The sequence below is a fragment of the Sphingomonas colocasiae genome (assembly GCF_019880585.1).
In the GTDB taxonomy this organism is placed as follows: domain Bacteria; phylum Pseudomonadota; class Alphaproteobacteria; order Sphingomonadales; family Sphingomonadaceae; genus Sphingobium_A; species Sphingobium_A colocasiae.
Genome location: NZ_JAINVV010000001.1, coordinates 228,749 through 251,726, shown reverse-complemented (window position 1 = coordinate 251,726; position 22,978 = coordinate 228,749). Strand labels below are relative to the sequence as shown.

Annotated in this window: 28 protein-coding genes; 13 read left to right on the top strand and 15 right to left on the bottom strand. The window is 63.3% G+C overall.

The genetic code is table 11. The annotated features are described in order from the left end of the window. Positions 1-25: 25 nt before the first annotated feature. Together K7G82_RS01170 and epsC are read right to left on the bottom strand one after the other, a co-directional pair. On the bottom strand, positions 26-373 hold the full coding sequence (locus K7G82_RS01170; RefSeq protein ID WP_222987982.1) for a DUF2794 domain-containing protein: 348 nt from the start codon (positions 371-373) through the stop codon (positions 26-28). Further along, the gene (gene epsC, locus K7G82_RS01165; protein ID WP_222987981.1) at positions 370-1,062 is read right to left on the bottom strand and encodes a serine O-acetyltransferase EpsC; all 693 of its coding nucleotides are present in this window, start codon (positions 1,060-1,062) and stop codon (positions 370-372) included. The genes K7G82_RS01170 and epsC overlap by 4 nt, the downstream gene beginning before the upstream one ends. A gap of 159 nt (positions 1,063-1,221) precedes the next feature. Between epsC and K7G82_RS01160 the strand changes: the two genes are divergently transcribed. Then, positions 1,222-2,004 (top strand): sulfite exporter TauE/SafE family protein, encoded by a 783-nt coding sequence (locus K7G82_RS01160; protein ID WP_222987980.1) that lies wholly within the window; start codon positions 1,222-1,224, stop codon positions 2,002-2,004. A 60-nt stretch (positions 2,005-2,064) separates the two neighbouring features. After that, entirely contained in the window at positions 2,065-2,979 is a 915-nt protein-coding gene (locus K7G82_RS01155; protein WP_222987979.1) for a hydrogen peroxide-inducible genes activator, read from the top strand. Between the two features lie 71 nt (positions 2,980-3,050). Here the strand turns inward: K7G82_RS01155 and K7G82_RS01150 are convergent, their stop codons facing one another. Genes K7G82_RS01150 through pgsA form a run of 4 tightly spaced genes read right to left on the bottom strand, consistent with a single transcriptional unit; the run spans position 3,051 to position 4,705 of the window. After that, entirely contained in the window at positions 3,051-3,494 is a 444-nt protein-coding gene (locus K7G82_RS01150) for a molybdenum cofactor biosynthesis protein MoaE (RefSeq protein WP_222987978.1), read from the bottom strand. Then, complete coding sequence (locus K7G82_RS01145; protein ID WP_222987977.1) at positions 3,491-3,748, bottom strand: MoaD/ThiS family protein; 258 nt, start codon at positions 3,746-3,748, stop codon at positions 3,491-3,493. Before K7G82_RS01145 ends, K7G82_RS01150 begins: the two co-directional genes overlap by 4 nt. A 10-nt stretch (positions 3,749-3,758) precedes the next feature. After that, complete coding sequence (locus K7G82_RS01140) at positions 3,759-4,148, bottom strand: YciI family protein (RefSeq protein WP_222987976.1); 390 nt, start codon at positions 4,146-4,148, stop codon at positions 3,759-3,761. Between the two features lie 5 nt (positions 4,149-4,153). Next, positions 4,154-4,705, bottom strand: coding sequence for a CDP-diacylglycerol--glycerol-3-phosphate 3-phosphatidyltransferase (gene pgsA, locus K7G82_RS01135; protein ID WP_222987975.1), 552 nt, complete (start codon positions 4,703-4,705; stop codon positions 4,154-4,156). 153 nt (positions 4,706-4,858) lie between these two features. On the opposite strand from pgsA, the gene K7G82_RS01130 reads away from it, so the two are divergent. Next, positions 4,859-6,154 carry an MFS transporter gene (locus K7G82_RS01130; RefSeq protein ID WP_222987974.1) on the top strand — a complete coding sequence of 432 codons (1,296 nt, stop codon included), beginning with the start codon at positions 4,859-4,861 and terminating at the stop codon, positions 6,152-6,154. 68 nt (positions 6,155-6,222) lie between these two features. On the opposite strand, the gene K7G82_RS30155 is transcribed toward K7G82_RS01130, so the two are convergent. After that, entirely contained in the window at positions 6,223-7,062 is an 840-nt protein-coding gene (locus tag K7G82_RS30155; protein WP_343228500.1) for a superoxide dismutase family protein, read from the bottom strand. Here K7G82_RS30155 and wecB point away from each other — a divergent pair. Then, positions 7,025-8,164: a non-hydrolyzing UDP-N-acetylglucosamine 2-epimerase gene (gene wecB / locus K7G82_RS01120; RefSeq protein ID WP_246623162.1), complete on the top strand. Its 1,140-nt coding sequence runs from the start codon at positions 7,025-7,027 to the stop codon at positions 8,162-8,164. The two genes, K7G82_RS30155 and wecB, sit on opposite strands and share 38 nt — an antisense overlap. Continuing rightward, on the top strand, positions 8,142-9,440 hold the full coding sequence (gene wecC, locus K7G82_RS01115) for a UDP-N-acetyl-D-mannosamine dehydrogenase (protein ID WP_222987973.1): 1,299 nt from the start codon (positions 8,142-8,144) through the stop codon (positions 9,438-9,440). The genes wecB and wecC overlap by 23 nt, the downstream gene beginning before the upstream one ends. Before the next feature lie 11 nt (positions 9,441-9,451). Here the strand turns inward: wecC and K7G82_RS01110 are convergent, their stop codons facing one another. Further along, positions 9,452-10,240: a metallophosphoesterase family protein gene (locus K7G82_RS01110; protein ID WP_222988364.1), complete on the bottom strand. Its 789-nt coding sequence runs from the start codon at positions 10,238-10,240 to the stop codon at positions 9,452-9,454. 430 nt (positions 10,241-10,670) lie between these two features. On the opposite strand from K7G82_RS01110, the gene K7G82_RS01105 reads away from it, so the two are divergent. Beyond that, positions 10,671-10,931: a hypothetical protein gene (locus tag K7G82_RS01105; RefSeq protein ID WP_222987972.1), complete on the top strand. Its 261-nt coding sequence runs from the start codon at positions 10,671-10,673 to the stop codon at positions 10,929-10,931. Positions 10,932-11,128: 197 nt separating this feature from the next. Here the strand turns inward: K7G82_RS01105 and K7G82_RS01100 are convergent, their stop codons facing one another. The 3 genes from K7G82_RS01100 to K7G82_RS01090 all read right to left on the bottom strand — a co-directional run bounded on the left by K7G82_RS01100 (position 11,129) and on the right by K7G82_RS01090 (position 14,899). Further along, positions 11,129-12,436 carry a UDP-glucose dehydrogenase family protein gene (locus K7G82_RS01100; RefSeq protein WP_222987971.1) on the bottom strand — a complete coding sequence of 436 codons (1,308 nt, stop codon included), beginning with the start codon at positions 12,434-12,436 and terminating at the stop codon, positions 11,129-11,131. Between the two features lie 270 nt (positions 12,437-12,706). Continuing rightward, positions 12,707-13,831 (bottom strand): OmpA family protein, encoded by a 1,125-nt coding sequence (locus K7G82_RS01095; RefSeq protein WP_222987970.1) that lies wholly within the window; start codon positions 13,829-13,831, stop codon positions 12,707-12,709. A gap of 384 nt (positions 13,832-14,215) precedes the next feature. Next, positions 14,216-14,899 (bottom strand): glutathione S-transferase family protein, encoded by a 684-nt coding sequence (locus tag K7G82_RS01090; protein WP_222987969.1) that lies wholly within the window; start codon positions 14,897-14,899, stop codon positions 14,216-14,218. 267 nt (positions 14,900-15,166) lie between these two features. Here K7G82_RS01090 and K7G82_RS01085 point away from each other — a divergent pair, with 267 nt between their 5' ends. Both K7G82_RS01085 and K7G82_RS01080 read left to right on the top strand, forming a co-directional pair. After that, a complete protein-coding gene (locus K7G82_RS01085) occupies positions 15,167-15,730 on the top strand; it encodes a helix-turn-helix domain-containing protein (RefSeq protein WP_222987968.1) in 564 nt (187 codons plus the stop codon). A gap of 340 nt (positions 15,731-16,070) precedes the next feature. Beyond that, positions 16,071-16,382 (top strand): WYL domain-containing protein, encoded by a 312-nt coding sequence (locus K7G82_RS01080; RefSeq protein ID WP_222987967.1) that lies wholly within the window; start codon positions 16,071-16,073, stop codon positions 16,380-16,382. 19 nt (positions 16,383-16,401) lie between these two features. On the opposite strand, the gene K7G82_RS01075 is transcribed toward K7G82_RS01080, so the two are convergent. From K7G82_RS01075 to K7G82_RS01065, 3 genes are all read right to left on the bottom strand, one after another. Continuing rightward, complete coding sequence (locus K7G82_RS01075; protein WP_222987966.1) at positions 16,402-16,827, bottom strand: hypothetical protein; 426 nt, start codon at positions 16,825-16,827, stop codon at positions 16,402-16,404. 333 nt (positions 16,828-17,160) lie between these two features. Then, positions 17,161-17,595: a hypothetical protein gene (locus K7G82_RS01070; protein WP_222987965.1), complete on the bottom strand. Its 435-nt coding sequence runs from the start codon at positions 17,593-17,595 to the stop codon at positions 17,161-17,163. 116 nt (positions 17,596-17,711) lie between these two features. Next, positions 17,712-18,170: a hypothetical protein gene (locus K7G82_RS01065; RefSeq protein WP_222987964.1), complete on the bottom strand. Its 459-nt coding sequence runs from the start codon at positions 18,168-18,170 to the stop codon at positions 17,712-17,714. A 142-nt stretch (positions 18,171-18,312) separates the two neighbouring features. On the opposite strand from K7G82_RS01065, the gene rpiB reads away from it, so the two are divergent. The 4 genes from rpiB to K7G82_RS01045 all read left to right on the top strand — a co-directional run bounded on the left by rpiB (position 18,313) and on the right by K7G82_RS01045 (position 21,738). Next, the gene (rpiB, locus tag K7G82_RS01060; protein WP_222987963.1) at positions 18,313-18,759 is read left to right on the top strand and encodes a ribose 5-phosphate isomerase B; all 447 of its coding nucleotides are present in this window, start codon (positions 18,313-18,315) and stop codon (positions 18,757-18,759) included. Further along, positions 18,756-20,069, top strand: a complete 1,314-nt coding sequence (glyA, locus tag K7G82_RS01055; protein ID WP_222987962.1) for a serine hydroxymethyltransferase — start codon at positions 18,756-18,758, stop codon at positions 20,067-20,069. Before rpiB ends, glyA begins: the two co-directional genes overlap by 4 nt. Before the next feature lie 3 nt (positions 20,070-20,072). Continuing rightward, positions 20,073-20,534 carry a transcriptional regulator NrdR gene (nrdR, locus tag K7G82_RS01050; protein WP_222987961.1) on the top strand — a complete coding sequence of 154 codons (462 nt, stop codon included), beginning with the start codon at positions 20,073-20,075 and terminating at the stop codon, positions 20,532-20,534. A gap of 151 nt (positions 20,535-20,685) precedes the next feature. Beyond that, complete coding sequence (locus K7G82_RS01045; protein WP_222987960.1) at positions 20,686-21,738, top strand: TrmH family RNA methyltransferase; 1,053 nt, start codon at positions 20,686-20,688, stop codon at positions 21,736-21,738. On the opposite strand, the gene K7G82_RS01040 is transcribed toward K7G82_RS01045, so the two are convergent. After that, positions 21,729-22,034, bottom strand: a complete 306-nt coding sequence (locus K7G82_RS01040) for a chorismate mutase (protein ID WP_222987959.1) — start codon at positions 22,032-22,034, stop codon at positions 21,729-21,731. The two genes, K7G82_RS01045 and K7G82_RS01040, sit on opposite strands and share 10 nt — an antisense overlap. Positions 22,035-22,316: 282 nt before the next feature. Here K7G82_RS01040 and rpsD point away from each other — a divergent pair, with 282 nt between their 5' ends. Next, complete coding sequence (gene rpsD / locus K7G82_RS01035) at positions 22,317-22,931, top strand: 30S ribosomal protein S4 (protein WP_222987958.1); 615 nt, start codon at positions 22,317-22,319, stop codon at positions 22,929-22,931. Positions 22,932-22,978: the final 47 nt, after the last annotated feature.

The following is a 22,978-nucleotide window of genomic DNA, read 5'->3' as shown; positions in this document are numbered from 1 at the left end:
CCCCCCTCCCCAGTGGGGGGATTTTTTATTCCTCGACCAGCTTGAGCAGCTTGCGTTCGACCGGCGCCAGCACCGAATTGAGTTCGTGTCCGCGCCGCAGGACCGCGCCGGCTTCGCTCACCAGCGACCACATGCCTTGGCGATTGCGGAGTTCGGGTCGCTTCTCGATTCGATATTCGGGCCGTTCGGTCGCGCGACGAAAGGCGGAAAAGATCGCGGCTTCGCGCCCCAGATCGATCGCATAATCCCGCCAGAAGCCCGCCGCGACCATCCGCCCGTAGAGATCCAGGATCCGCATCAGTTCAACCCGATCGAACCCGATCTGCGGCGTCACGCCGCGCGAAACCGGGAATGGCGTGACGATCGCGCTCATGCGCTTTCGCGTTCACCGTCCGTCTTGCCGGACTTTTCGGCCAGCATGGTATCGAGCTGCTTCTGCATGCGTTCGAGCTCGCATTTCAGGATTTCCAGCTTCTGCGTGGCCGGATCGAAGATATCGCTGCACGGCGTGCCATAGGGAACGAAGCCCTTCTGGTATTCAACCGCATCCACCAGCGTCTGCCGCGCGGGAATGCCGACCATCACGGCGCCCTCCGGCACATCCTTGGTGACGACCGCATTGGCACCGACGCGGGCGCGCGGGCCGACGGTGATCGGGCCGAGCACTTGCGCACCCGATCCGACGATCGCGCCGTCGAGCAGGGTGGGATGGCGCTTGCCGGCAACGCCATTCGCGGGATTGGTGCCGCCCAAGGTCACGCACTGATAGATGGTGACATTATCGCCGATCACCGCCGTTTCGCCGATCACGGTGAAGCCATGATCGATGAACAGGTTGCGGCCGATCTGCGCGCCGGGATGAATGTCGATCGCGGTCAGGAAACGCGAAAGATGATTCACGAAGCGCGCGACGAAATACAGTTCGGCCTCGTACAGCCAATGCGCCACCCGGTGCAGGCCGAGCGCCAGCACGCCGGGATACAGCAGAATCTCCCATCGCGACCGCGGCGCCGGGTCGCGGGCCTTGATCGAATCGAGATAGGTCTTCAACTCAGCCAGCATCGCGGGCCCTCCCTGGAACGGACATAATCTAGGGACAAAGACGAGCCGTTTCAAATGGAGGCTGAAAGCGCTTGTCTAGCCTATTGATAGGGAATCTGTCTTGTCCAACCCCTCTCGCTCGTGCAGCACAGCGCCGCGACGAGAGGGACCGGTAACCGAATGATCGAACTTATCCAGGAGCATTGGCTCGCCATCCTGCCTTTCGTCGCCGTCGGATTCGCCGCGCAGATGGTGGACGGCGCGCTCGGCATGGCGTTCGGCGTGATCTCTTCGACCTTGCTGGTCAGCGTGCTCGGCGTACCACCGGCAACGGCTTCGGCCGGCGTCCATCTGGTCGAATGCTGCACCACCGGGGTCTCAGGAATCAGCCACGCGATCCACAAGAACGTCAACTGGAAGCTGTTCTTCCGGCTGCTCGTTCCCGGCATGATCGGCGGGGTCACCGGCGCCTATCTGCTCACATCGCTCGACGCGTCCATCACACGGCCGTTCGTGATGGCCTATCTGGCCGGCATCGGCATCTATTTGCTCGTCCGCGGCATCCGCTACCCGCCGCACACGCACCGCGAGCCCAAGATCATCGAGCCGCTCGGCCTTGCGGGCGGGTTCCTCGACGCCGCGGGCGGCGGGGGCTGGGGCCCGGTCGTGACTTCCAACCTGCTCGTCCAGGGTGCGCAACCGCGCACCACCATCGGCACGGTCAACAGCGTCGAATTCTTCCTCACCATCACCATCTCCGTCACCTTCCTGATCGGAATCGGCACCGAGGGTTTTTCCAGCAGCTTCTGGCTGCCGGTGATCGGCTTGCTGGTCGGCGGAATCGTCGCGGCTCCCTTCGGCGCAATCATCGCCAAGCGCGTGCCCGCAAAGACACTGCTCGTGATGGTCGGCGTCGTTCTGACCGCGACCAGCCTGTTCAGCATCTATCGCGCGATTTTCTGACCGTCTTCAAACAGTCACATATTCGATGATATAACCCATATTGATCGTATGGGGTAATCAATGTCGACATATTTGCCGACGCTCAAGCAGCTTCAATATCTGGTCGCCCTGCGCGAGCACGGCCATTTCGGCCGCGCCGCGGAAGCGTGCTTCGTCACCCAATCCACGCTGTCGGCGGGCCTGCGCGAACTCGAGTCGCTGATCGGCATCACCCTGGTCGAACGCACCCGCCGCGTCGTCCGCTTCACGCCGCTGGGCGAAAGAATCACCGACAAGGCGATCCGCGTGCTGCGCGAAGCCGAAGAGCTGTCCGCGATGGCGCGCGCTGCGGGCAAACCGCTGTCGGGCGACCTCCGCATGGGCGTGATCCCGACGATCGCTCCGTTCCTGCTGCCCCGCATCCTGCCGCGCATCCGCGCCGACTGGCCCGAGCTCAAACTCTATCTGCGCGAGGAAACCAGCCGCTCGGCATGCGAATCGCTGCATCATGGCCAGGTCGACTGCGTCCTGCTCGCCCTGCCCTATGCCTGTGGCGATGTTGAGGGAGAAACGCTGTTCGACGACCGGCTGTTCATCGCCTTTCCGCACGACGAGGGTGTCGATCTCCCGGAGAGGGTCAAGGCCGATACCATCGACGAAAGCCGATTGCTGCTGCTCGAGGACGGGCATTGCCTCAAGGATCACGCTCTTGCCGCCTGCAATCGCCCCGAACTCCGCGCCGAAGCATCGATGCTCGGCACATCGCTTCATACATTGGTGCAAATGGTCGACAACGGCCTGGGCGTGACGATGCTGCCCCAGATGGCGCTCGATGCCGGGATATTGGGCGGAACCAGTATCGAGGCACGCGCCCTGGATGCGGATTCGCCGTCCCGTCGAATCGCCCTGGTGTGGCGCAAGGGATCTCCTCGCGAAAAGGATTTCCGGCTGCTCGCCGACGTGTTGCGTTCGGCCAGTACCCGATCGTCCGACTGAGCGATCCCAGAGCGCCGGCCCTGGAGTGACTTCGAGGCGGGCGGCAGGCCCTTTCCGCACGAGACTTCAGGTCAGTCCCGGATCCACCGATCGCGCGCCGCATCGTCGGCGGTACGCGCCTCGACCCATGTGCTGCCGTCGGCGCGATGCTCCTTCTTCCAGAACGGGGCTTCGGTCTTCAGCCAGTCGATCAGGAAATGGCAGGCATCGAGCGCCGCCGCGCGATGCGACGAAGCCGTCCCCACGAAAACGATCCGCTCGCCCGGAGCCATCCGCCCGACGCGGTGTATCAGGACAATTCCGAGCAACGGCCATCGCCGCGCGGCATCTTCCGCCAGCCGTGTCAGCGCCTCATGCGTCATCGCCGGATAATGTTCGAGTTCCAGTGCGATCAGGCCGCCGTCGCCGCGCACAATGCCGGTAAAGCTCGCGACAGCGCCACCGCCCATCGCTTCAAGCTCGGCAAGCCGCGCCGCGACATCGAAATCCGCCTCGCCGACCGCGATGGTGATCATCCGCCGGTAACCGGCGGGAAAAAGGCGATCTCGCGCGCACCCGCGACAGGCGCGTCAAGCGGCGCGAACACCTGATCGATCGCCGCCCGGATTCGCGATCGATCGAAAAACGCCCGCTTATGACCATCGCTCAGCCCGGAAAGCCAATCGATCACCGCCGCGACCGTCAAGGCGTCGGCGGGCGGGTCGAGCCGTTCGGCATCATGACCGATCGCCTCGCGGACCCAGGCGAAATAGACGAAATCGATAGCCATGCTGCCTGTCCTAGGGTTTGCCGGCCAGCGGGCGTTCGCTGGTGAAACGCGGCGCGAACGGCCGGACTTCCCCGGCGAACAGCCCGGCGAGAACCGCCGGATCCGCCGCCATCAGCGACTGGGCGGCGGCAAGATCGCGCGCATGCAACAGCACCAGCCCACCATCCGCGCCGAGCGGGCCGGCGGTATGGATGACACCCTCGTCGACGAGCCGCTTCATGTAGCGGGCATGTTCGCCCAACCCCTGCTGCGCCATCGGAACGCCCGCCTTCCAGGCCGGACCGGGCCGATAGACGATCGCGAACAACGAGCGGTTCGTCTCGATGCTTGCGGGTTGCTCCGCCTGAACGGGCGCGGCGGACAGGCAAAGGAGCAAAGAGATCGCGAGACGAAAGCCCATGTTCGTCAGTCCATATGCTTCAGGCCGACGCGCAGATAGTCCCAGCCGGTCAGCAGGGTCAGCAAAGCCGCCCCCCACAGGCTGATCAGCCCGACATCGTGCACCCATGGCCAATATGGCACCGCCCCCGCCAGAATCAGCGCGCCGAGCGAAATGAGCTGGAACGTGGTCTTCCACTTGGCGAGCTGGCTGACCGGCACCGAGACGCTCAATCCCGCCAGGAATTCACGCAAGCCTGAAACCATGATCTCGCGCAGCAGGATCACCAGCGCCGCGATGATATGATAATTGCGGATATCGTCGATGAAGACGAGCATCACGATCACCGCGGCCACCATGATCTTGTCGGCAATCGGATCCAGGAAAACCCCCAGCCGCGAAACCGTGCCCTTGGCGCGCGCCAGATAGCCGTCGAAATAGTCGGTGATGCCCATCAGGCAATACAGCGCGAACGCCAGGAAATAGTCGAATGGCCTGGGCGTCGGCCACAACAGGAATACGAGCAGCGGAACGGCGAAGATCCGCGACAAAGTGAGCAGGTTCGGCAGCGTCAGCATCCTGCCTTCCCCATAGAGCCTGATCGCCCGCCGTGGAAGCGCCGAGCGCGCCGGATGACATTCGCGACCGATATCGAGACTTTGCGTTGGATGCGCGTGCGCGATCCGCTATGGAACTGCGACGGACAGACCTCGGAGCGAATTCACCGATCCATGCAAACTTCGCTCGGGCTCCTTTCACGCCGCCGATTCCTGCCGCTGTTCGTCACGCAGCTCCTCGGCGCCTTCAACGACAATCTCTTCAAACAGGCGATGGTCCTGTTCGTCGTCTACGGCGTCTATAACGACGCCGCGTCGGAAACGATCTTCAGCGGCATCGCCACGGGCATCTTCATCCTGCCCTTCTTCCTGCTGTCCGCCATGTCGGGCCAGCTTGCCGATTCGATCGACAAGGCGAAGATCATCCGCATCGTCAAATTCTGCGAGATCCTGATCATGCTGGTCGGCGCGGCGGGACTGGTGCTGGCGTGGCAGGGCTATGCGGTGAAACTGCTGGCGATCCCGCTGCTGCTGCTCGCGCTGTTCGCGATGGGCATCCATTCCACCTTTTTCGGCCCGATCAAATACGCGATCCTGCCCCAGCACCTGGAAAAGGATGAAGTGCTCGGCGGCACCGGGCTGGTCGAGGCCGGCACCTATATCGCGATCCTGGCGGGCACGATCCTGGCCGGGGTGATCCCGGTGGAAATCGCGGCGATCGGCGTCGTGATCACCGCCGTCATCGGTTATTTCGCCGGGCGGCAGGTTCCCCCCGCCCCACCCGTGCACGAGGATCACAGCATCGACTGGCACGTGATCCGCGCATCGGTCGCGCTGGTGCGCGGCACCATGCACATCCGCCATCTCTATCTGGCGATCGTCTCGATCAGCTTCTTCTGGACGATCGGCGCGGTGCTGTTCATCCAGTTCCCGCCGCTCGCCAAGAATGTGCTGACCGCCGACAAGGCTGTGGCCAGCCTGTTCCTCGCGGTCTTCTCGATCGGCATCGCCATCGGATCGATCGCGATCAACCGGCTGCTCAAGGGCAAGGTTTCGGCGCGCTATGCGCCGGCGTCGGTGCTCGTGATGGCGATGTTCGTCGTCGCCTTCTATTTCGTGTGCACCCAATGGGGTGGCGCCGCCGATGGCCGCCTGTACGGCATCGGCGAATTCCTCAATCACCATATGGTGATCCCGCTGCTCGGCAGCCTGCTCGGCATCGCGATCAGCGGCGGCATGTTCGTGGTGCCGCTCTACGCCTTCCTCACCACCAGCGTCGACAAGAGCCAGGCGGCGCGAACCGTCGCGGCCAACAACATCGTCAATTCGGGCGCGATGGTGGTCGGCTCGCTGATCGCGCTCGGCCTGAGCGCGCTGGGCGTTTCCATCGAGCATCAGCTGCTGTTGAGCGCAGCGATGTGCCTGATCTCGGCCTGGCTGGCGCAGAAGCTCCACCGCGCCTGCGATTGACCACTGGATCCCGCCGATGCGGGAATCCAGCTACACAGCTCTTGTAAGGGTTTCCCGCAGCGCGGAGGTTACCCCGCGAAAACGCCGCAGGCGATGCGGCCGCCACTGTTGCCCGAAGGATCGGTCTTCATGTCGTCAGCCGTCGCATGGATCACCAGCGCGGCGCCGTCAGCATCGAGCAGGCCGCCCTCGCCGCTCAGTTTCGCGCCAGACAAATCGATGGTGAGCGATCCGGTGCCGTCCGCGCCGATAGTGATGTTGGGCAGGTCGCCGCTATGCGCGCCCTGCGGATTGTCGTGGCCATGCTGGCGTGCCGTCGGGTTCCAGTGGCCGCCCGCGGTCTGGAAATCGGGCGCCTCGCATTTGCCGGTGGTATGGACATGAATACCATGAATGCCCGCGGGAATGCCCTGGGCAGTAACAGTCAGCTTCAGGCCGGACGCGGTCTCGACGATGCGCCCCTCGCCCGCCGCCGTACCGCTGGCGGTGTAAAGCGGCGCGCGCGCGTCCGGCGCGGCAGCAGCGGAGGCATCGGCGGTCGCCGCATCATTCGCGGCGCAAGCCCCAAGCAACGCAAAACCGGTCATGGCGGCTAGAGAGAAAGGCTTGGCAAGGCCGGTCATTTCGCAGTCTCCTGGGGCATTGAGAATAAAACGCAACAAGCACGACAGCAGTTCCGGTTCAAGTTCAACATGTGCGCATCGGGATTTGCCGCCGGATCGGGCACCGAGCGCGGCCGGAGACCGGCGGAAACGCCGGGGCCGTGTGCGCGGTGAATCCGCCGGCCTGATGCTGAGCCATCCGCCGTGGAAAATGCCGGCCTTGGCGCGATACAGTGATTGGTAAGAGGATTCTGCTAACAGGCTCCGCATGAACGAGAATCGCAAAGTCATGCTGGTGTTCGGCACCCGCCCCGAAGCCATCAAGCTATTTCCCGTCGTGCATGCGCTGCGCGCGGTTCCCGGAATCGAAGCCCGCGTCTGCGTGACAGCGCAACATCGCGGCTTGCTCGATCAGGTGCTCGAGATCAGCGGCCTGACGCCCGATATCGATCTGGACCTCATGCAGGCCAACCAGTCGCTCGATCAATTGACCGCACGCCTGCTGTCCGAGCTTGGCGCGGCATATGATCGAGAACAGCCCGAACGCGTCATCGTTCAGGGCGATACGGCGACCGCGATGGTCGGGGCGCTCGCCGCCTATTACCGCAAGATCCCGGTCAGCCATGTCGAAGCGGGGTTGCGCAGCTACGATATCTATCAACCCTGGCCGGAGGAAGTGAACCGCAAGATCGTCGGCAGCATCGCCGATCAGCATTTCGCCCCCACCGAAACCGCGGCACAGGCGCTGGCACGCGAGAATGTGGCGGCCGGCACCATCCACGTCACCGGCAACACGGTAATCGATGCGCTGCATGCGACCGTCGCCAGGATCACCCAGACACCCGCGCTCGCCGCCGGGCTCGATCCGGTGCTCGCGCCGTTCGCGGGCAAGCGGATCATCGCGGTGACCACGCATCGCCGCGAGAATTTCGGCGATGGCATGGCCAGCATCGCGCGCGCCATCCGCCGGATCGCCGAACGAGAAGACATCGCGATCGTGTTTCCCGTTCACCCCAACCCCAATGTCCGCAGCGCGATGGACGGCCTGCTGGCGGACAAGACGAATGTCGCGCTGATCGAACCGCTCGATTATCCGCATTTCGTGCGCCTGCTCGGCGCCTGCCATATCGTGCTGACCGATAGCGGCGGCGTGCAGGAGGAAGCCCCCGCGCTCGGCAAGCCGGTGCTGGTGATGCGCGAGACGACCGAACGGCCGGAAGGCGTTACGGCGGGTACGGCCAGGCTGATCGGCACGAGCGAGGACCGCATCGTTTCCGAAATATTTACGCTGCTGGACGATAACGCCGCCTGGTCAGCGATGGCGCATGCCCATAACCCCTTTGGTGACGGACAGAGCAGCCAGCGCATAGCGAGGATCGTCGCCCATGCTTTCGGATTGCCCGCCTAAAGTCGTCGTTCTCGGCCTCGGCTATATCGGATTGCCCACCGCGGCCGTGATCGCGCGCTCGGGCTGCTCGGTTCTGGGCATCGACGTCAGCGAGCATGTCGTCGAAACCGTGTCCTCCGGGCGCGTCCATATCGAGGAAGTCGATCTCGACGGGCTTGTCCAGGGCGTCGTGGCGCGCGGCACGCTGCGCGCATCCACCCAGATCGAAGCCGCGGACGTGTTCCTGATCGCCGTGCCGACTCCGTTCGGCCCCGATCATGTTCCGGATATCGGCTATATTCTTCAAGCCGCGACCAGCATCGCCACCGTGCTCAAGCCGGGCGACACCGTGATCCTGGAATCGACCTCGCCCGTCGGCACAACCGAAAAGGTGCGTGATCTGCTATCCCAGCTTCGCCCCGACCTGCGCGTGCCCGGAAAGACCGGTGAGGCCGCCGATATCGCGATCGCCTATTGCCCGGAACGCGTGCTGCCCGGCCGCATCCTCGTCGAACTGATCGACAATGACCGCTGCATCGGCGGCATCACACCGCGCTGCGCCCGCAAGGCGCTCACCTTCTACCGGCGTTTCGTGCGCGGCCAGTGCATCACCACCAATGCGCGCGCCGCCGAGATGGTGAAGCTGACCGAAAACGCCTTTCGCGACGTCAACATCGCCTTCGCCAACGAGCTTTCGCGCGTCGCGGACACGATGGAACTCGATGTCTGGGAAGTGATCCGGCTGGCCAACCGCCATCCGCGCGTCAACATCCTGCAGCCCGGCCCCGGCGTCGGTGGCCATTGCATCGCGGTCGATCCCTGGTTCCTGGTCCATGCAGATCCGGCGAACACGCCGCTTATCCGCACTGCACGCGAGGTAAATGACGGCAAGACCGACTATGTCATTGAAAAGGCCAATGCTCTGGTCGAATCACTGCCTGGTGCAACGGTTGCCTGCCTTGGCCTCGCCTTCAAACCCAATATCGACGATTTCCGCGAAAGCCCCGCGCTGAAGGTGGCGGAAGCGCTGGCACAAAAACATGGCGGCCGTATCAAGATCGTCGAGCCGCACGCCAACGTGCTTCCCTCGGCATTCGACGGAACTGGCGCCGAGTTGGTCGATATCGACACCGCTCTCGCGACTTGCCCGATCTTCATCGTGCTGGTCGATCACGACGTGTTCAAATCGGTCCCTGCCGACGAGCGCGCCGACAAATGGGTCTACGACACGCGCGGCATCTGGCCGGACCAGCCGAAGAATCGGCGCGTGGAGCAGGATCTTCGCCTGGCCGGCTGACGCGCATCCAATCAGGCGGCGACCGTCGCCATATCCCCGGTCTGCAGGAACCAGCGTTCGGCGCCTTCGAGCGCGATCGCGGTCAGGCGCCCCGATGCGAACGCGCCGGTATCGATACCGATCCGATTGGGCCGCTGGTCGACATCGTCGCTGATGCTGTGGCCATGGACGATGATGCGACCATGCGAACCGTCATGCCGCAAGAATTCGTCGCGGATCCACCGCAGATCAGAGACGCTCTGTTCGGCCAGGTCGACGCCCGGGCGGATACCGGCATGGACGAAGAGATAATCGCCATATTCGATCATATCCTCGAACCCAGCGATAAAGGCGACATGTGCGGCGGGTACATGTTCGGCAAGCCGGGCGGTCAAGGCATCGAAATCGAGATCCTGATATTCCTGGTCGGTGAAGCCGTAGCTCAACATGGTCGCGCGCCCGCCGACACGGATCAACAGCCGCGTGGCGCGCGCGTCGCCCTCGATCGCGCGAAGGAACACTTCCTCATGATTGCCCATCAGGATGCGCACTGCCGTGCTGGCGCGTTTGAGCGCCATCGCCTTTTCGATCACGCCACGAGAGGATGGGCCGCGATCGATCAGGTCGCCGAGCAGGATCAGCCTGACATCGGCGGGCGGGCGATCCGCATTGTCCGCATCGATCCGGGCGAGCAGAGCCTCGAACAGATCGAGACGGCCATGGATATCGCCGATCGCGTAGATGCGCAGCCCGTCGGGCACCCGCGCCACTGGCTCCGCCTTTCGCCGCCGGGTCCATCGTTTCAATCTCGAATACAGCATATCGTCCAGAACACCGTGTAATCGCGCCATAGCCCGTCGGCTCGGCGCGCGCAAAGCCGGGTACTGCGCTGCCGCGATGGGGCCCGATATCGGCAACCCGATATGATGCCAGATCGCACATCCGCGCGCGCCATTGCAAAACCGCCGATAATGTCAAAACCAGGGTCGCGGCCCGGCATTTCATACCAAAATATGGTTAAAAATTCTGAACTTGTTGCTACGCCGCAACGCTTGGTCGATTTTTGCCAACGGGTTGCATCAAATGATTTCCCCCGCGGAACTTTATGCGTCATAACCGCTTTGCTTACGAGGGCCGGCGTCGGGTGCGGCTTATGCGAATGGCTTGTGCTTGTTTTTGCGCGTGATAGCTTTTGAAGCTTGTGTTTCGCAGCGAAATCAAGAGGCCGGTTGCTGCAAAGGGAGCAAGAATATGCGTTTGGGTAAAATCTCGATGGCGGTGATGGTCGCGCTCAGCATGGCTGGCACGCCCCTGCTCGCTCAGACGTCGAGCCCCGCTGCAAAGCTTTCGGTTTCGACGGCGGCTTCCAAATCGGTTCGCAGCGATGCGGCCATGACCGGTGAGAGCCAGGCAAGCAGCAGCAGCCTGATCCTCGCGGTCGGCGCCATCAGCATGATCGTCCTCGGTGTCGTCGTCGCTGCTCGCGGCAACAACCAGCCGAAGAGCCCCTGATCTCATCGGGAACTCAAGAACAGAAAATGGCGGCTTTCGGGCCGCCTTTTTTTGCCCGCGTTTTCGTCTCGCCGAACGACAGACCGTGTCCGACACCTGTGCCCGCACAAATTGGGCCGCGCGATCGCAGGATCACGCGGCCCGGTGAATATCGTTGATCGCCAAAGCGGGCGCGATTGCCCCACAGGTCCCTTGGATTATGACGGCGAGCCGACAGGCACATAGCACAACCCTACGCGCTCCACTTCGCTCGGCGAGTAGATGTTGCGCAGGTCAACCAGCAATGGCGTACGCATCGACGCGGCGATCCGGGTCAGATCGAGTGCGCGGAACGCGTCCCATTCGGTGACGATCGCCAGCGCATCCACATCGCGAGCCGCTTCATAGGCGTCTCCGACCAGTTCAACATCACCGATCAACGGGCGTGCAACCTCCATGCCCTCCGGATCATAGGCCTTGATGCTGACACCCGCGTCCTGGAGACTGCGGATGATCGCGAGCGACGGCGCGTCGCGCATATCGTCGGTATTGGGCTTGAATGTCAGGCCGAGCAGCCCAACCGTGCGGCCCCGTACATCACCCCCCATTGCCTGCAGGATGCGACGCCCCATCGCACGTTTGCGGCTGTCGTTGACCTGCACGGTCGCCTCGACGATCCGGAGCGGCGTCGCATAATCCTCTGCGGTCTTGAGCAGCGCAACCGTATCCTTGGGAAAACACGAACCGCCATAACCAGGGCCGGCATGCAGGAACTTCGCGCCGATCCGGTTATCCAGGCCGATCCCGCGCGAAACATCCTGCACCTCCGCACCAACCGCTTCGCACAGGTCCGCAATCTCGTTGATGAAGGTGATCTTGGTCGCGAGAAAGGCGTTGGCGGCGTATTTGATCAATTCGGAGCTGCGCCGGCTGGTGAAGACCATCGGCGCCTGATTCAGGTAAAGCGGACGATAGATTTCGCGCATCACGTCACGCGCCCATTCGCTTTCGCTGCCCACGACGATGCGATCCGGCCGCTTGAAATCGCCGATCGCAGCGCCTTCACGCAGGAACTCGGGATTGGAGACGACTTCGACGCGGAGTTCGGGACGCAATTCGCGGATGATCTCCTCCACCCGATCCCCCGTCCCCACCGGCACGGTCGATTTGGTGACGATCACCGTATCACCGGTCAACGCGCCTGCAATCTCGCGCGCGGCTTCATAGACATAGGTCAGATCGGCATGGCCATCTCCCCGCCGCGACGGGGTTCCCACAGCAATGAAGATCGCGCCCGCATCCCTGACCGCGTCAGCCAGTTCGGTCGTGAACGAGAGGCGACCAGCCGCCACGTTCTTCGCAACCAGTGCATCGAGCCCGGGTTCGAAAATGGGCATTCGGCCTGCTTCGAGAGCTTCGATCTTGCCGGGATCCTTGTCGACACAAACAACGCTGTGCCCGAAATCCGAAAAGCACGCGCCAGATACTAGGCCGACATAGCCGGCGCCGATCATGGTGATCTTCATGTCATTCCCCGAAGATGATTTGCCAGCTTCTTAGCCACTGTCCGAGGCGGATCAAACCAGAACAAAGACCGGGATATTCTGTTTACCGCGATTTTTCAGCCGTCCGCCGGATTCGGAAACAGGAAATCCCTTACATCGCAGACGAACCACGAACCCGCCAAATCCGCCGCCGATCAGCAAATCAGGACCTAAAGACAAAAAAAGGAGGCCGGCCCGAAAGCCGACCTCCGATTTTCTGTCGCATGAGGCAATCCGAAGATTGCCCGTCGCTTACATGCCCGAACCGGGTCCGTAAGTGATTTCCACGCGGCGGTTCTGCAGCTCGCGGACACCGTCGGCGGTCTCGACGCGCGGGCGGCTTTCGCCGAACGCTTCGGTCGAGATGACACCCGAAGAAATGCCCTTCGATTCCAGATAGGAACGAACCGAGTCATTGCGGCGCTGCGAGAGGCCGACATTGTACTTGTCCGAACCCGACTTGTCGGCGTGACCGGCAAGCATGACCTGCGCGTTGCCGCAATTCTGGTACGCGGTGACCGCGTTGTCCAGGATCGAAGCCGCTTCCGGCGTGATGTTCGACTTATCCCAGTCGAAGAACACGATGTACGGTCCCGGCGTGCACTCCGGCGCAGGCGGCGGAGGCGGCGGAGGCGGCGGGGGCGGGGGTGGCGGCGGGGGCGGCGGGGGCGGCGGGGGCGGCGGCGGTGCTGCTTCACCGAAGTTGAAGATTACTGAGCCAAGCAGGCTATGCGAGCGGAAGCGCGTCTGCACGTCACGCCCCAGTCGATCGACCAGATCGACATTGTTGACGTTGAAGAAGCGATACTTCAAGCCGATGTCAACATTCTTCGAAAGCGGAGCACGAACGCCCGCAATCGCCTGCCAAGCAAAACCGGTATCCGAGTCATTCAGGAAACCAGGGCCACTCGAATTGATCGAGTAATCGTCTGCTTTCACGCGCGCAACACCCGCGCCAGCGCCAATGAAGCCTTGCAGGCCGTCATCATCGCCGAAATCAAGCATGCCGTTGACCATGAAGCTCAGTGCGGACGTCTTGCCGCCATTGTCGACATAGCTACCCGAAGCGGCAACCGCGCTTCCAGGACCATAGGGCAAGGTGACACTCGACGTATACCCCTTGACGGTCGCTTGCTTGTAACCCACTTCGGCTTCAACGCGGAAGCCGCCGAAATCATAACCGATGATCGCGTCGAAATCGTAACCATAGTCATGATCGACCCGAGCGGCATCGTTCCTGGCGCCGATGTCGAGATCGAGATCTTCGACGATCATCGCGCCGCCCTCGACTCCGATATACCACGCATCGTCGCGGGCGAGAGCCGGCGAAGCGAGGGCCGTGGAGGCAAGTGCCATCGCCATGGCGACTTTCCGCATAGGTATTCCCCTTTCTTGTTTGTCACTTAGGACAGCAAAAACTCACTACCCAATGCCATGTTTCCACGCAAGCGAAACAATTGGGTTGGGTGTGGCCAAAAAGCCGCACATTCCCCCGCATCAGACACGCCGAGAACACCGGAACAAGGCGAAGGTTCCCGCGGAAGAGCTCGCCCCGTCAAATAAATTGCGCGCCGCAACATCGGTTTGGCTCGCCCGCGCCAGCATCGCGTACCGCCGGAATCGATCCAAGAGGGCCGATATGCCCCACCCCCGCAGGCACTCCAGACCCGACCGACCAGCGCTCCGCGCGATACGATGCCTCACCGGGCTCGGACTCGAGGCGATAGACAGCGCCTGCGAAAAACGCTGATCGGCACCCCTTCAAACGGCCTTGGTCGACATGACCGGCTCACGCATGAAATAGGCCTCCTCGCGCGCCACCCAGTGCGAGAAGCTCGGACGGGCCAGTATGGCATCGAGATAGGCCGCCGTACGCGGGTAGATCACCGGATCGGGCCGAACGCCGATATGCGACAGATTCGCGAACGGGCTGGCAACCGCGAGATCCGCCAATGTCAGCCTGTCCTCGACGAGGAAGCCGGACGAAGGAACGACGCGTTCAAGATAGTCGAGAATCGGCGGCAATTCGTCGCGCTCGGCCGCATCGGCGGCCGCAAGGTCACCCGGGCGTCCCAGAAAGCGCGGCGAAACCACACGATTGAAGAACATCTTGACGCCGCATCCCATCACGATGGTGTCGCCGAATTCGTCGTACCAGATCGCCCGCGCCCGCGCCTTGGGTTCGGCGGGAATCAGGTTCGGCTCGGGATGCAGGGCCTCGAGATAGGCGATGATCGCGCTCGAATCGCAGATGGTGAAATCCTCGCCGCCATCGGCGCCCGGGTCGCGCAGCGCCGGCATCTTGCGGAACGGACTCGCGTCTTCGAACTCTTCGCCGCCCCGCCCCATTCCGCCTGGCTTCAATTCGAGCGCTATGCCCTTCTCGGCTGCATAGGCCAGGACTTTGCGAACGAAGGGTGAAAGCGATGCGCCATAAAGAATCATCTGGGCGGCTCCCGTTCCTGATCAGGCCCCGCCATGCTGGCATCACCCGCCGCAACCCGCAACGGATCTTCCCGCAGAGCGTTTCGCCAGAATTGCATGACGCTGCACGATGACGCGTGCCGCCGCGACACTTCGCCGCCGGAATGGAATGAGCCCGGATCGCGGTCGGATGTTTACCGAATCGCCCCCTTCTCGATCGAGAAACCTTGCAGCCCGGGCGATCCTGTACGACAGAAAGAAACCGGAACGGTTATCGGAGACAGGGCGATGATCACGGCCATTCGCGAAGTACGGCGCGCAAAGCGATTGACGCTTGCCGATGTGGCGGCACGCTGCGATCCGCCGACTACCGCGCAGACCATCGGGCGCCTCGAAACCGGAACGCGTACCGTTTCGGTCGCATGGCTCAATCGCATCGCCACAGCACTGGGCGTCACCGCATCGGATCTCGTACGAACGTCGGAACGCGCCGATTTGCGGCTGGTCGCGGTACTTGCCGCCGATGGCGTTCGCGCGCCGCCGCACGAAGCCAGCATCGCGCCACCCGCCGTTTCGCCCGATCATGTCGCGATGCATGTCGAAACCGGGATCGGCGATTATCGCGCGGGAGACGATATCTGGTGTGTGCGCCTCGCACCCGAGGCATTCGGCCTGGCGCTCAACCGGGACGTGCTCGCCCCCCGCCCTGCCGGACGCTTCCTGTTCGGCCGCCTCATCGGCCGCGACGACGGCAGGCTGCACATCTTGCCGCCCGGTGCCGGAGCGCGCCAGCAAGTCATTGCGGACCCGGGCTGGATAGCCGTCGCCACCCGCCTCGTCCGCAGACTTTGAACGCCCGTCGTTCGCGCGCCACCCCAATCACGAATCCTCCAAAACGGACCAGATAGCATCTGACGGGCGCTTGCGCACACGCCGTGTTCGGCACATGCTGCCGGCACGTGTCGTCACTGGGTTCCCGGCGGCGGCACCAAAAAGGGGGAAAAACTGAAGTCACCACCTACGGCGCTGCCACGCAGCGCCGTGTTTCTGTGAGGGAACACGGCTCCTGAGGTCGTCGACATAGGCGATCGGGGTTTCCGCCAATGGCGCGTCGTCCGCATCGCCGCGCCCTGAAGTGCTGCAACGCACAAAAAAACTTGAATCAACCTGCGCGCTTGTCCATGCTGGGCGGATGCCGAGCAAAATACTGCTGGAAGCGATAGCCCTGCACAAGAGCGTGACCGCCTGTTACAACCGCGGCACCGTCAGGCTCGCCCCCCATATTCTCTATACCCGCCACGGCGAGCTCCATGTCGACGCGACAACGCTGGAGCGCGACGGACAACCGCCACGCGAGACCAAGCTGGGCACGTTCAAGCTCGCGGGACTGACCGATCTGGCGCTGGACGGCGGCTCATTCGAGCCCTTTGCGGAATTCGACCCCACCGCACAGCGCTACCAGGGCGAAACCCTCTTCGCGATCGAAAGCCCCGCCGCAGCCTGATACCGGATGGGTCGTCGGCTCATTGCGTCCCGGCGGGACTGACCGCCTTGGCCGCCTTCGTTTCACGCGGCGGAATGGTACGGATCGTCGCCGCATATTCGGCGATCAGCACGAACACCCAGAATTCGGCCCCCAACCATTCTCCTGTCGTCGCGCCGGTGATCAGATCGATGATCAGGAACGCCACAGCGATCATCCTGAACACCATCGAGCTTGATGTCGGCATGTCCGCCCGCAGCGATGCGGTGAGCATCATGAAGATGCTGAGCGCACCGAATACGACCGAACCGAACACTGTCTCCGCGCGATAGAAACCGTCGAGCGCAGCCACGAACCAGAACAGCCGCGAAACCGCGAACTGGCTTTGACGGGTAATCTGACACAGTTTGACGATCGGCGGCACAAAAAGCGTCTTGCCGATCCAGAGATCTATCCTGCTGAGCATATCCGGCGAATAGCGCGCAGCCGATGGAGATGCCAGCGCCCAGGCCAAGCTGGACGACCGGATTTCGCCACATCCTCTCGCATCGAAGAAAAACTTCATCCAAAACGGATATTTATGGCTTCGTTAATCACCGCCCTATGACGTTCGGCATATGGGAAAGGTTCAGGAAAGCGCCAGAGACTACCACCTCCGCCGCGAGACGGACGAACGTGTCCGCGCCAGCGCGGCCAAAGACCCCCGTGTGGTCCATTCCCATCTGGTGATGGCAGAACGCCATCGCCTGTTTGCAATCGAGCATCTGACCGACGGCGCCTCGCCGCACTCCTGAACGCTCTATGCCGTGGCTGGCCCGGCCCCCACACCCGATCGTCCAAGCGCGACGACCGCGATGCCGACCGCAGCCCCGAGCGCCGCACCGACACCGGCCGTCAGCAAGGGATGGCGCCCCACCGTGCGCCCGATTCCACCGATCAGTTCGTCTGCATTCCGATCGCCCGCATGCCGGGCCAGCTTCCTGAGGCCATCGGTCGCGGATGCGGCATATCCCGCAAAAGGCTCGGCAAAGGGCGGATCGGTACGCCGTACGATGTCGTCGAGCGAATCCGCCAGCCCCGTCAAGCCACTCGAGACGCGACCGATCCTGCGATCGACCGCCTCGACCGCGAACTGCGCCACTGTCGAGCGCTCAGGACGCACCGGTTCAGACACGGCGCCAAAGTCCGGCATGGCCGGCTGGATCGATCTGGAGGCCTCAAATGCGTTGTCCATGGTCCGTGCTCCTGGCGACTGGCTGACGTCGACAATTCAACCGTGCTGCCCGGGGCTTGTTCCACCGCTCCGCCAAGAAAGAATGCCGATCACGCCGAAACGATGGGCACGCCGGATCAGTCGCGGCAGAAGCCCTCGCTCGGCTTGATCATCAGGCAGTTCTGTTTGCCCGCCAGCCATTTCAGCCCGGTCTGATCGCCCGTCGCCTTGCGGATCACTTCCTGAACCCCGCCGCGCGTGAAGCGGATCGCGTCGCCATCCGACGTTCCCGTATAGCTGCCCGATCCATCGAGCAGCGTCACCTTCACATCATAGCGGCCTGGCTGAGCGGTCTTGGCGATATCGAGCACCAGCCCCTCCGGCCCGGTCCATTTGCCGGCCCACGCGTCGGTGGCCACGCCATTCTCCTCGATCGCGAGATCGGTCGATCCGGTGCTCGGTCCCTCGTTCGCTGGCACTTCCTCGATGTCCATTGCCATGCCATTTTCCACGGCGGCGGCATTCTCCTCGACGGGCTGTTTGCCGCAGCCGGCAAGAAGCAGCGCGGTGACGAGGAAAAGCGGGGCGACGCGCATCGGCATGTCCTTTCGAAAACCATGTCGGGCGGATATTGACCGTAACAGAGTTGCAATGTCCACCCAATCGCCGGTGGCGTTCGGCGGCCGCCTCCACTAGAGAGCGCGCCATCGACTCATTTAGTTCCGTGGGAGCGCCGCCATGCGCCTTGCCTTCGCATCCGACCACGCCGCAATCGACCTGAAATCCGCGCTCGCCGACTGGGCGCGCGAACAGGGCCATGAGGTGACCGATCTCGGCCCCAATGACGGCGCGAGCGTCGACTATCCCGACTACGGCTACAAGCTGGCCGATACGATCGCGAACGGCGCCGCCGATTTCGGCGTCGCGCTGTGCGGCTCGGGCATCGGCATCTCGATCGCGGTCAACCGCAATCCGGCCTGCCGGTGCGCCCGCGTGTCCGACAGCCTCTCCGCCCGCCTCGCCCGCCAGCACAACGACGCGAACGTCATCGCGATGGGCGCGCGGCTGACCGGCATCGACATGGCGAAGGATTGCCTCGCCGAATTCCTCTCAACCGGTTTCGAGGGCGGCCGCCACCAGCGCCGCGTCGACAAGCTGACCAACCCCGCAAAGGAGCCCGCATGAGCACCAATCCCGCTTCGCTGAACGACGTCCAGCCCGACGGCTTCTTCACCCGTGGCCTTGAACAGGCCGATCCCGCGATCTTCGCCGGCGTCCGCCACGAACTGACGCGCGAGCAGACCCAGATCGAACTGATCGCTTCGGAAAACATCGTCTCCAAGGCGGTGCTCGAAGCGCAGGGTTCGGTGTTCACCAACAAATATGCCGAAGGCTATCCCGGCAAGCGCTATTATCAGGGCTGCGCCCCCTCCGACGAGGTCGAGCAGATCGCGATCGATCGCGCCAAGCAGATCTTCGGCTGCGGCTTCGCCAACGTCCAGCCGCATTCGGGTGCGCAGGCCAATGGCGCCGTCATGCTGGCGCTCGCCAAGCCCGGCGACACCATCCTGGGCCTCAGCCTCGACGCCGGCGGCCACCTGACGCACGGCGCGCGCGCCGCGATGTCCGGCAAATGGTTCAACGCCGTGCAATATGGCGTGCGCCCCGACGATCATCTGATCGATTTCGACCAGGTCGAGGCGCTGGCCAAGGAGCATCGCCCGAAGATCATCATCACCGGCGGCTCGGCCTATCCGCGCCACATCGATTTCGCGCGCTTCCGGGCGATCGCCGATGAAGTCGGCGCGATCTTCATGGTCGACATGGCGCATTTCGCGGGTCTCGTCGCCGGCGGCGTCCATCCCACCCCGTTCGGCCACGCCCATGTCGTCACCACCACGACGCACAAGACGCTGCGCGGTCCGCGCGGCGGCATGGTGATGACCGATGACGAGGCGATCGCGAAGAAGATCAACTCGGCGGTCTTCCCCGGCCTGCAGGGTGGTCCGCTGATGCACGTCATCGCCGCCAAGGCGGTTGCGTTCGGCGAAGCGCTGCAGCCAGAGTTCAAAAGCTATGCCGCAGCCGTCGTCGAAAATGCCAAGGTGCTGGCCGCCACGCTCAAGGAGCGCGGCGCAAACCTGGTTTCGGGCGGAACCGACACGCATCTGGCGCTGGTCGACCTCACCCCGCTGGGCGTGACCGGCAAGGATGCGGACGAGGCGCTGGAACGTTCGGCGATCACCTGCAACAAGAACGGCATCCCCAACGATCCGCTGCCCCCGGTCAAGACCAGCGGCATCCGGGTCGGCAGCCCGGCCGGCACGACGCGCGGCTTCGGCCCCGCCGAGTTCCGCGAGATCGGCAACATGGTCGCCGACGTCCTCGATGGACTGGCCAAGAACGGTGAAGCCGGCGACGGCCAGATCGAGGCCAATGTGCGTGAGCGCGTGCGTGCGCTGTGCGAACGCTTCCCGATCTATCCGGAGGCGTGATCCTTGAAGTGCCCGTTCTGCAGCCATGACGACAGCCAGGTGAAGGACAGCCGCCCCACGGAAGATGGGGCGGCGATCCGGCGGCGTCGCCAGTGCGAAGGCTGCGGCGCGCGCTTCACCACCTTCGAGCGGATCCAGCTTCGCGAACTGACCATCGTCAAGGGCGATGGCCGCCGCGAGCCGTTCGCGCGTGAAAAGCTGGAGCGTTCGGTCGCCATCGCCTGCCGCAAGCGCCCGATCGAACAGATCCGCGTCGAGCGGCTGGTGTCCGCCATCCAGCGGCAGATCGAAACGAGCGGCGAAAACGAGATCGCCGCGAAGCGCGTCGGCGAAATGGTGATGGATGGACTGAAGGCGCTCGACAGCGTCGCGTACATCCGCTTCGCCAGCGTCTACAAGGATTTCGCGGAAGCCAAGGATTTCGAGGATTTCGCCGGGAATGTGAAGGATATGGGGGGCGAGTGATGCCTTCTCTCCTCAATCCGACAACGAAAAAAGCCCCGTACCTCGTTCGATCTTACCTCCCGTTCGGTTCGAGCTTGTCGAGAACCCCTTTCCCTGACGATCTCGAAGTCAATCGTCCGTTTGGTTCGAGCCCGTCGAGAACCGCTCTCGCATGAGCTTTTACATCTATATCCTGCGCTGCGCGGATGGCACTTACTATACCGGTCATACCGACGATCTGGACCAACGGATCGCGCAGCATCAATCTGGCGCATTCAAGGGCTACACATCTGATCGCCTCCCGGTAGAGCTGATGTTCAGCGAGAACTTCCAGACTCGCCTCGAAGCTCTGGATCGAGAGCGACAGATCAAGGACTGGTCACGCAAGAAGAAAGAGGCACTGTTTCGCGGTGATTGGACAGCGATCTCCAAAGCATCTCAAAGTTCTCGACCCCGCGTCTCGACTACGCTCGACGCTCGCTCGAACCCAACGGAAATGACAGAAACCTCTTCCCCCTCCCCCGTCATCGTCCTCGTCCGCCCGCAACTCGGTGAGAATATCGGCAAGGCCGCACGCGCCATGCTCAATTTCGGGCTGACCGAGATGCGCCTGGTCGCCCCCCGCGATGGCTGGCCCAATCCGTCGGCCGGCCCGGCGGCATCGGGCGCCGATATCGTGCTGGAACGCGCGCAGGTGTTCGACAGTGTCGCGGACGCCGTCGCCGACTGCCCCCATGTCTATGCGACCACGGTGCGCAAACGCGGTGTCACCAAGCCGGTGGTCACGCCCGAAGCCGCGGCGAACGAAATGCGCCAGGCGTCCGGCCGGTCGGCCATCCTGTTCGGCCCCGAGCGCTCCGGCCTGGAGACCGACGATGTCGCGATCGCGCGCGCGATCCTGACGGTGCCGATCAATCCCGAATTCGGATCGCTCAATCTGGCCCAGGCAGTGATCCTGGTCGCATATGAATGGTCGAAGGGCGAAGCGCTCGCTTCTCCCACCATGGTCGAGCTCGATCCGCCCGCGCCGCAGTTCGAACTGGACGGCATGATTGGCCAGCTCGAAACCATGCTCGATTCCGCCGGCTATTTCTTTCCGCCGGATCGCGTGCCCGCGACGAAGCGCACCTTGCGCACGCTGCTGACCAAGCCGGGCTGGAACAGCCAAGAGGTGCGGACGCTGCGGGGAATCCTGTCGAGCCTCGCCAATCCGCGTCAGCGCTGATCGAACTTCACCAGTTCGTAGGCGATCGAGGTTTCGACGAGCAGCTCCCAGAGCGCGGCGGCGGCATCGGGCGAAAAGCCGTTTGCGACCGCATTGACGCGCGCATTTTCGATCACCTGCGCCTTGCGCGCCTCATCGCGCACCAGTTCCCGCTCGGGCTTGATCCGCGCGGCTGCGTCCATGAAGCGAAAGCGTTCGCCGATCAGCACGGAGAGTGCGCGATCGATCGAATCCACGCCCGCGCGGACCTCTGCCATGGTGGTGGTTTCTTCGGCGGGAATGCGTGTCTCGGTCATGGCGCTCCCCCTAGAGGCTGATCCGTCGAGGTGGAAGCCTTTGCGGTTCGATCGGAGCATCGAACATCGCCGAAATTGCCGAGATCCGGGAATATCGTGCAGCGCAGCACGCTTTGCCTTGACGCGACGGGGCAGTTCCGCCATAGGCCGCGCCTTCGCAATTGGCCCCGCATTCCGGTGAAGCGGTGGCCCTGCCGGATTTCTTCCGAATCCCAAGCAGAGCGACATACCGGAAAAAATCCGCCTCGGCGGACCACGTTGTAGCAATTGAAGGACCATATCATGTCGAAGCGCAACAGCGCCAAGTACAAGCTCGACCGCCGGATGGGCGAAAACATCTGGGGTCGCCCGAAGAGCCCGGTCAACCGCCGCGAATACGGCCCCGGCCAGCACGGCCAGCGCCGCAAGGGCAAGATGTCGGACTTCGGTATCCAGCTCCGCGCCAAGCAGAAGCTGAAGGGCTATTACGGCGAAGTCACCGAGAAGCAGTTCAAGAAGGCTTATATCGAAGCCGCCCGCATGAAGGGCGACACCGGCCAGAACCTGATCGGCCTGCTCGAGCGCCGCCTGGACGCGGTCGTCTATCGCGCCAAGTTCGCGCCGACGATCTTCTCGGCCCGCCAGCTCGTCAGCCACGGCCACATCTTCGTGAACGGCGTCCGCTGCAACATCGCGTCGCGCCTGATCCGTCCGGGCGACGAGATCACGCTGGGCAAGAAGGCGCAGGAAATGGCGCTGGTGCTCGAAGCGCAGAGCCTGTCCGAGCGTGACATTCCCGACTATGTCGCGCCCGACGGCGCCGCCAAGGTCACCTTCACGCGCGTTCCCGCGCTTGATGAAGTGCCCTATCCGGTCAAGATGGAACCGAACCTGGTCGTCGAGTTCTACTCGCGCTGATCGATCGCTTCCGCGAACAATGAGAGGGCGGCCCTGCGGGGCCGCCC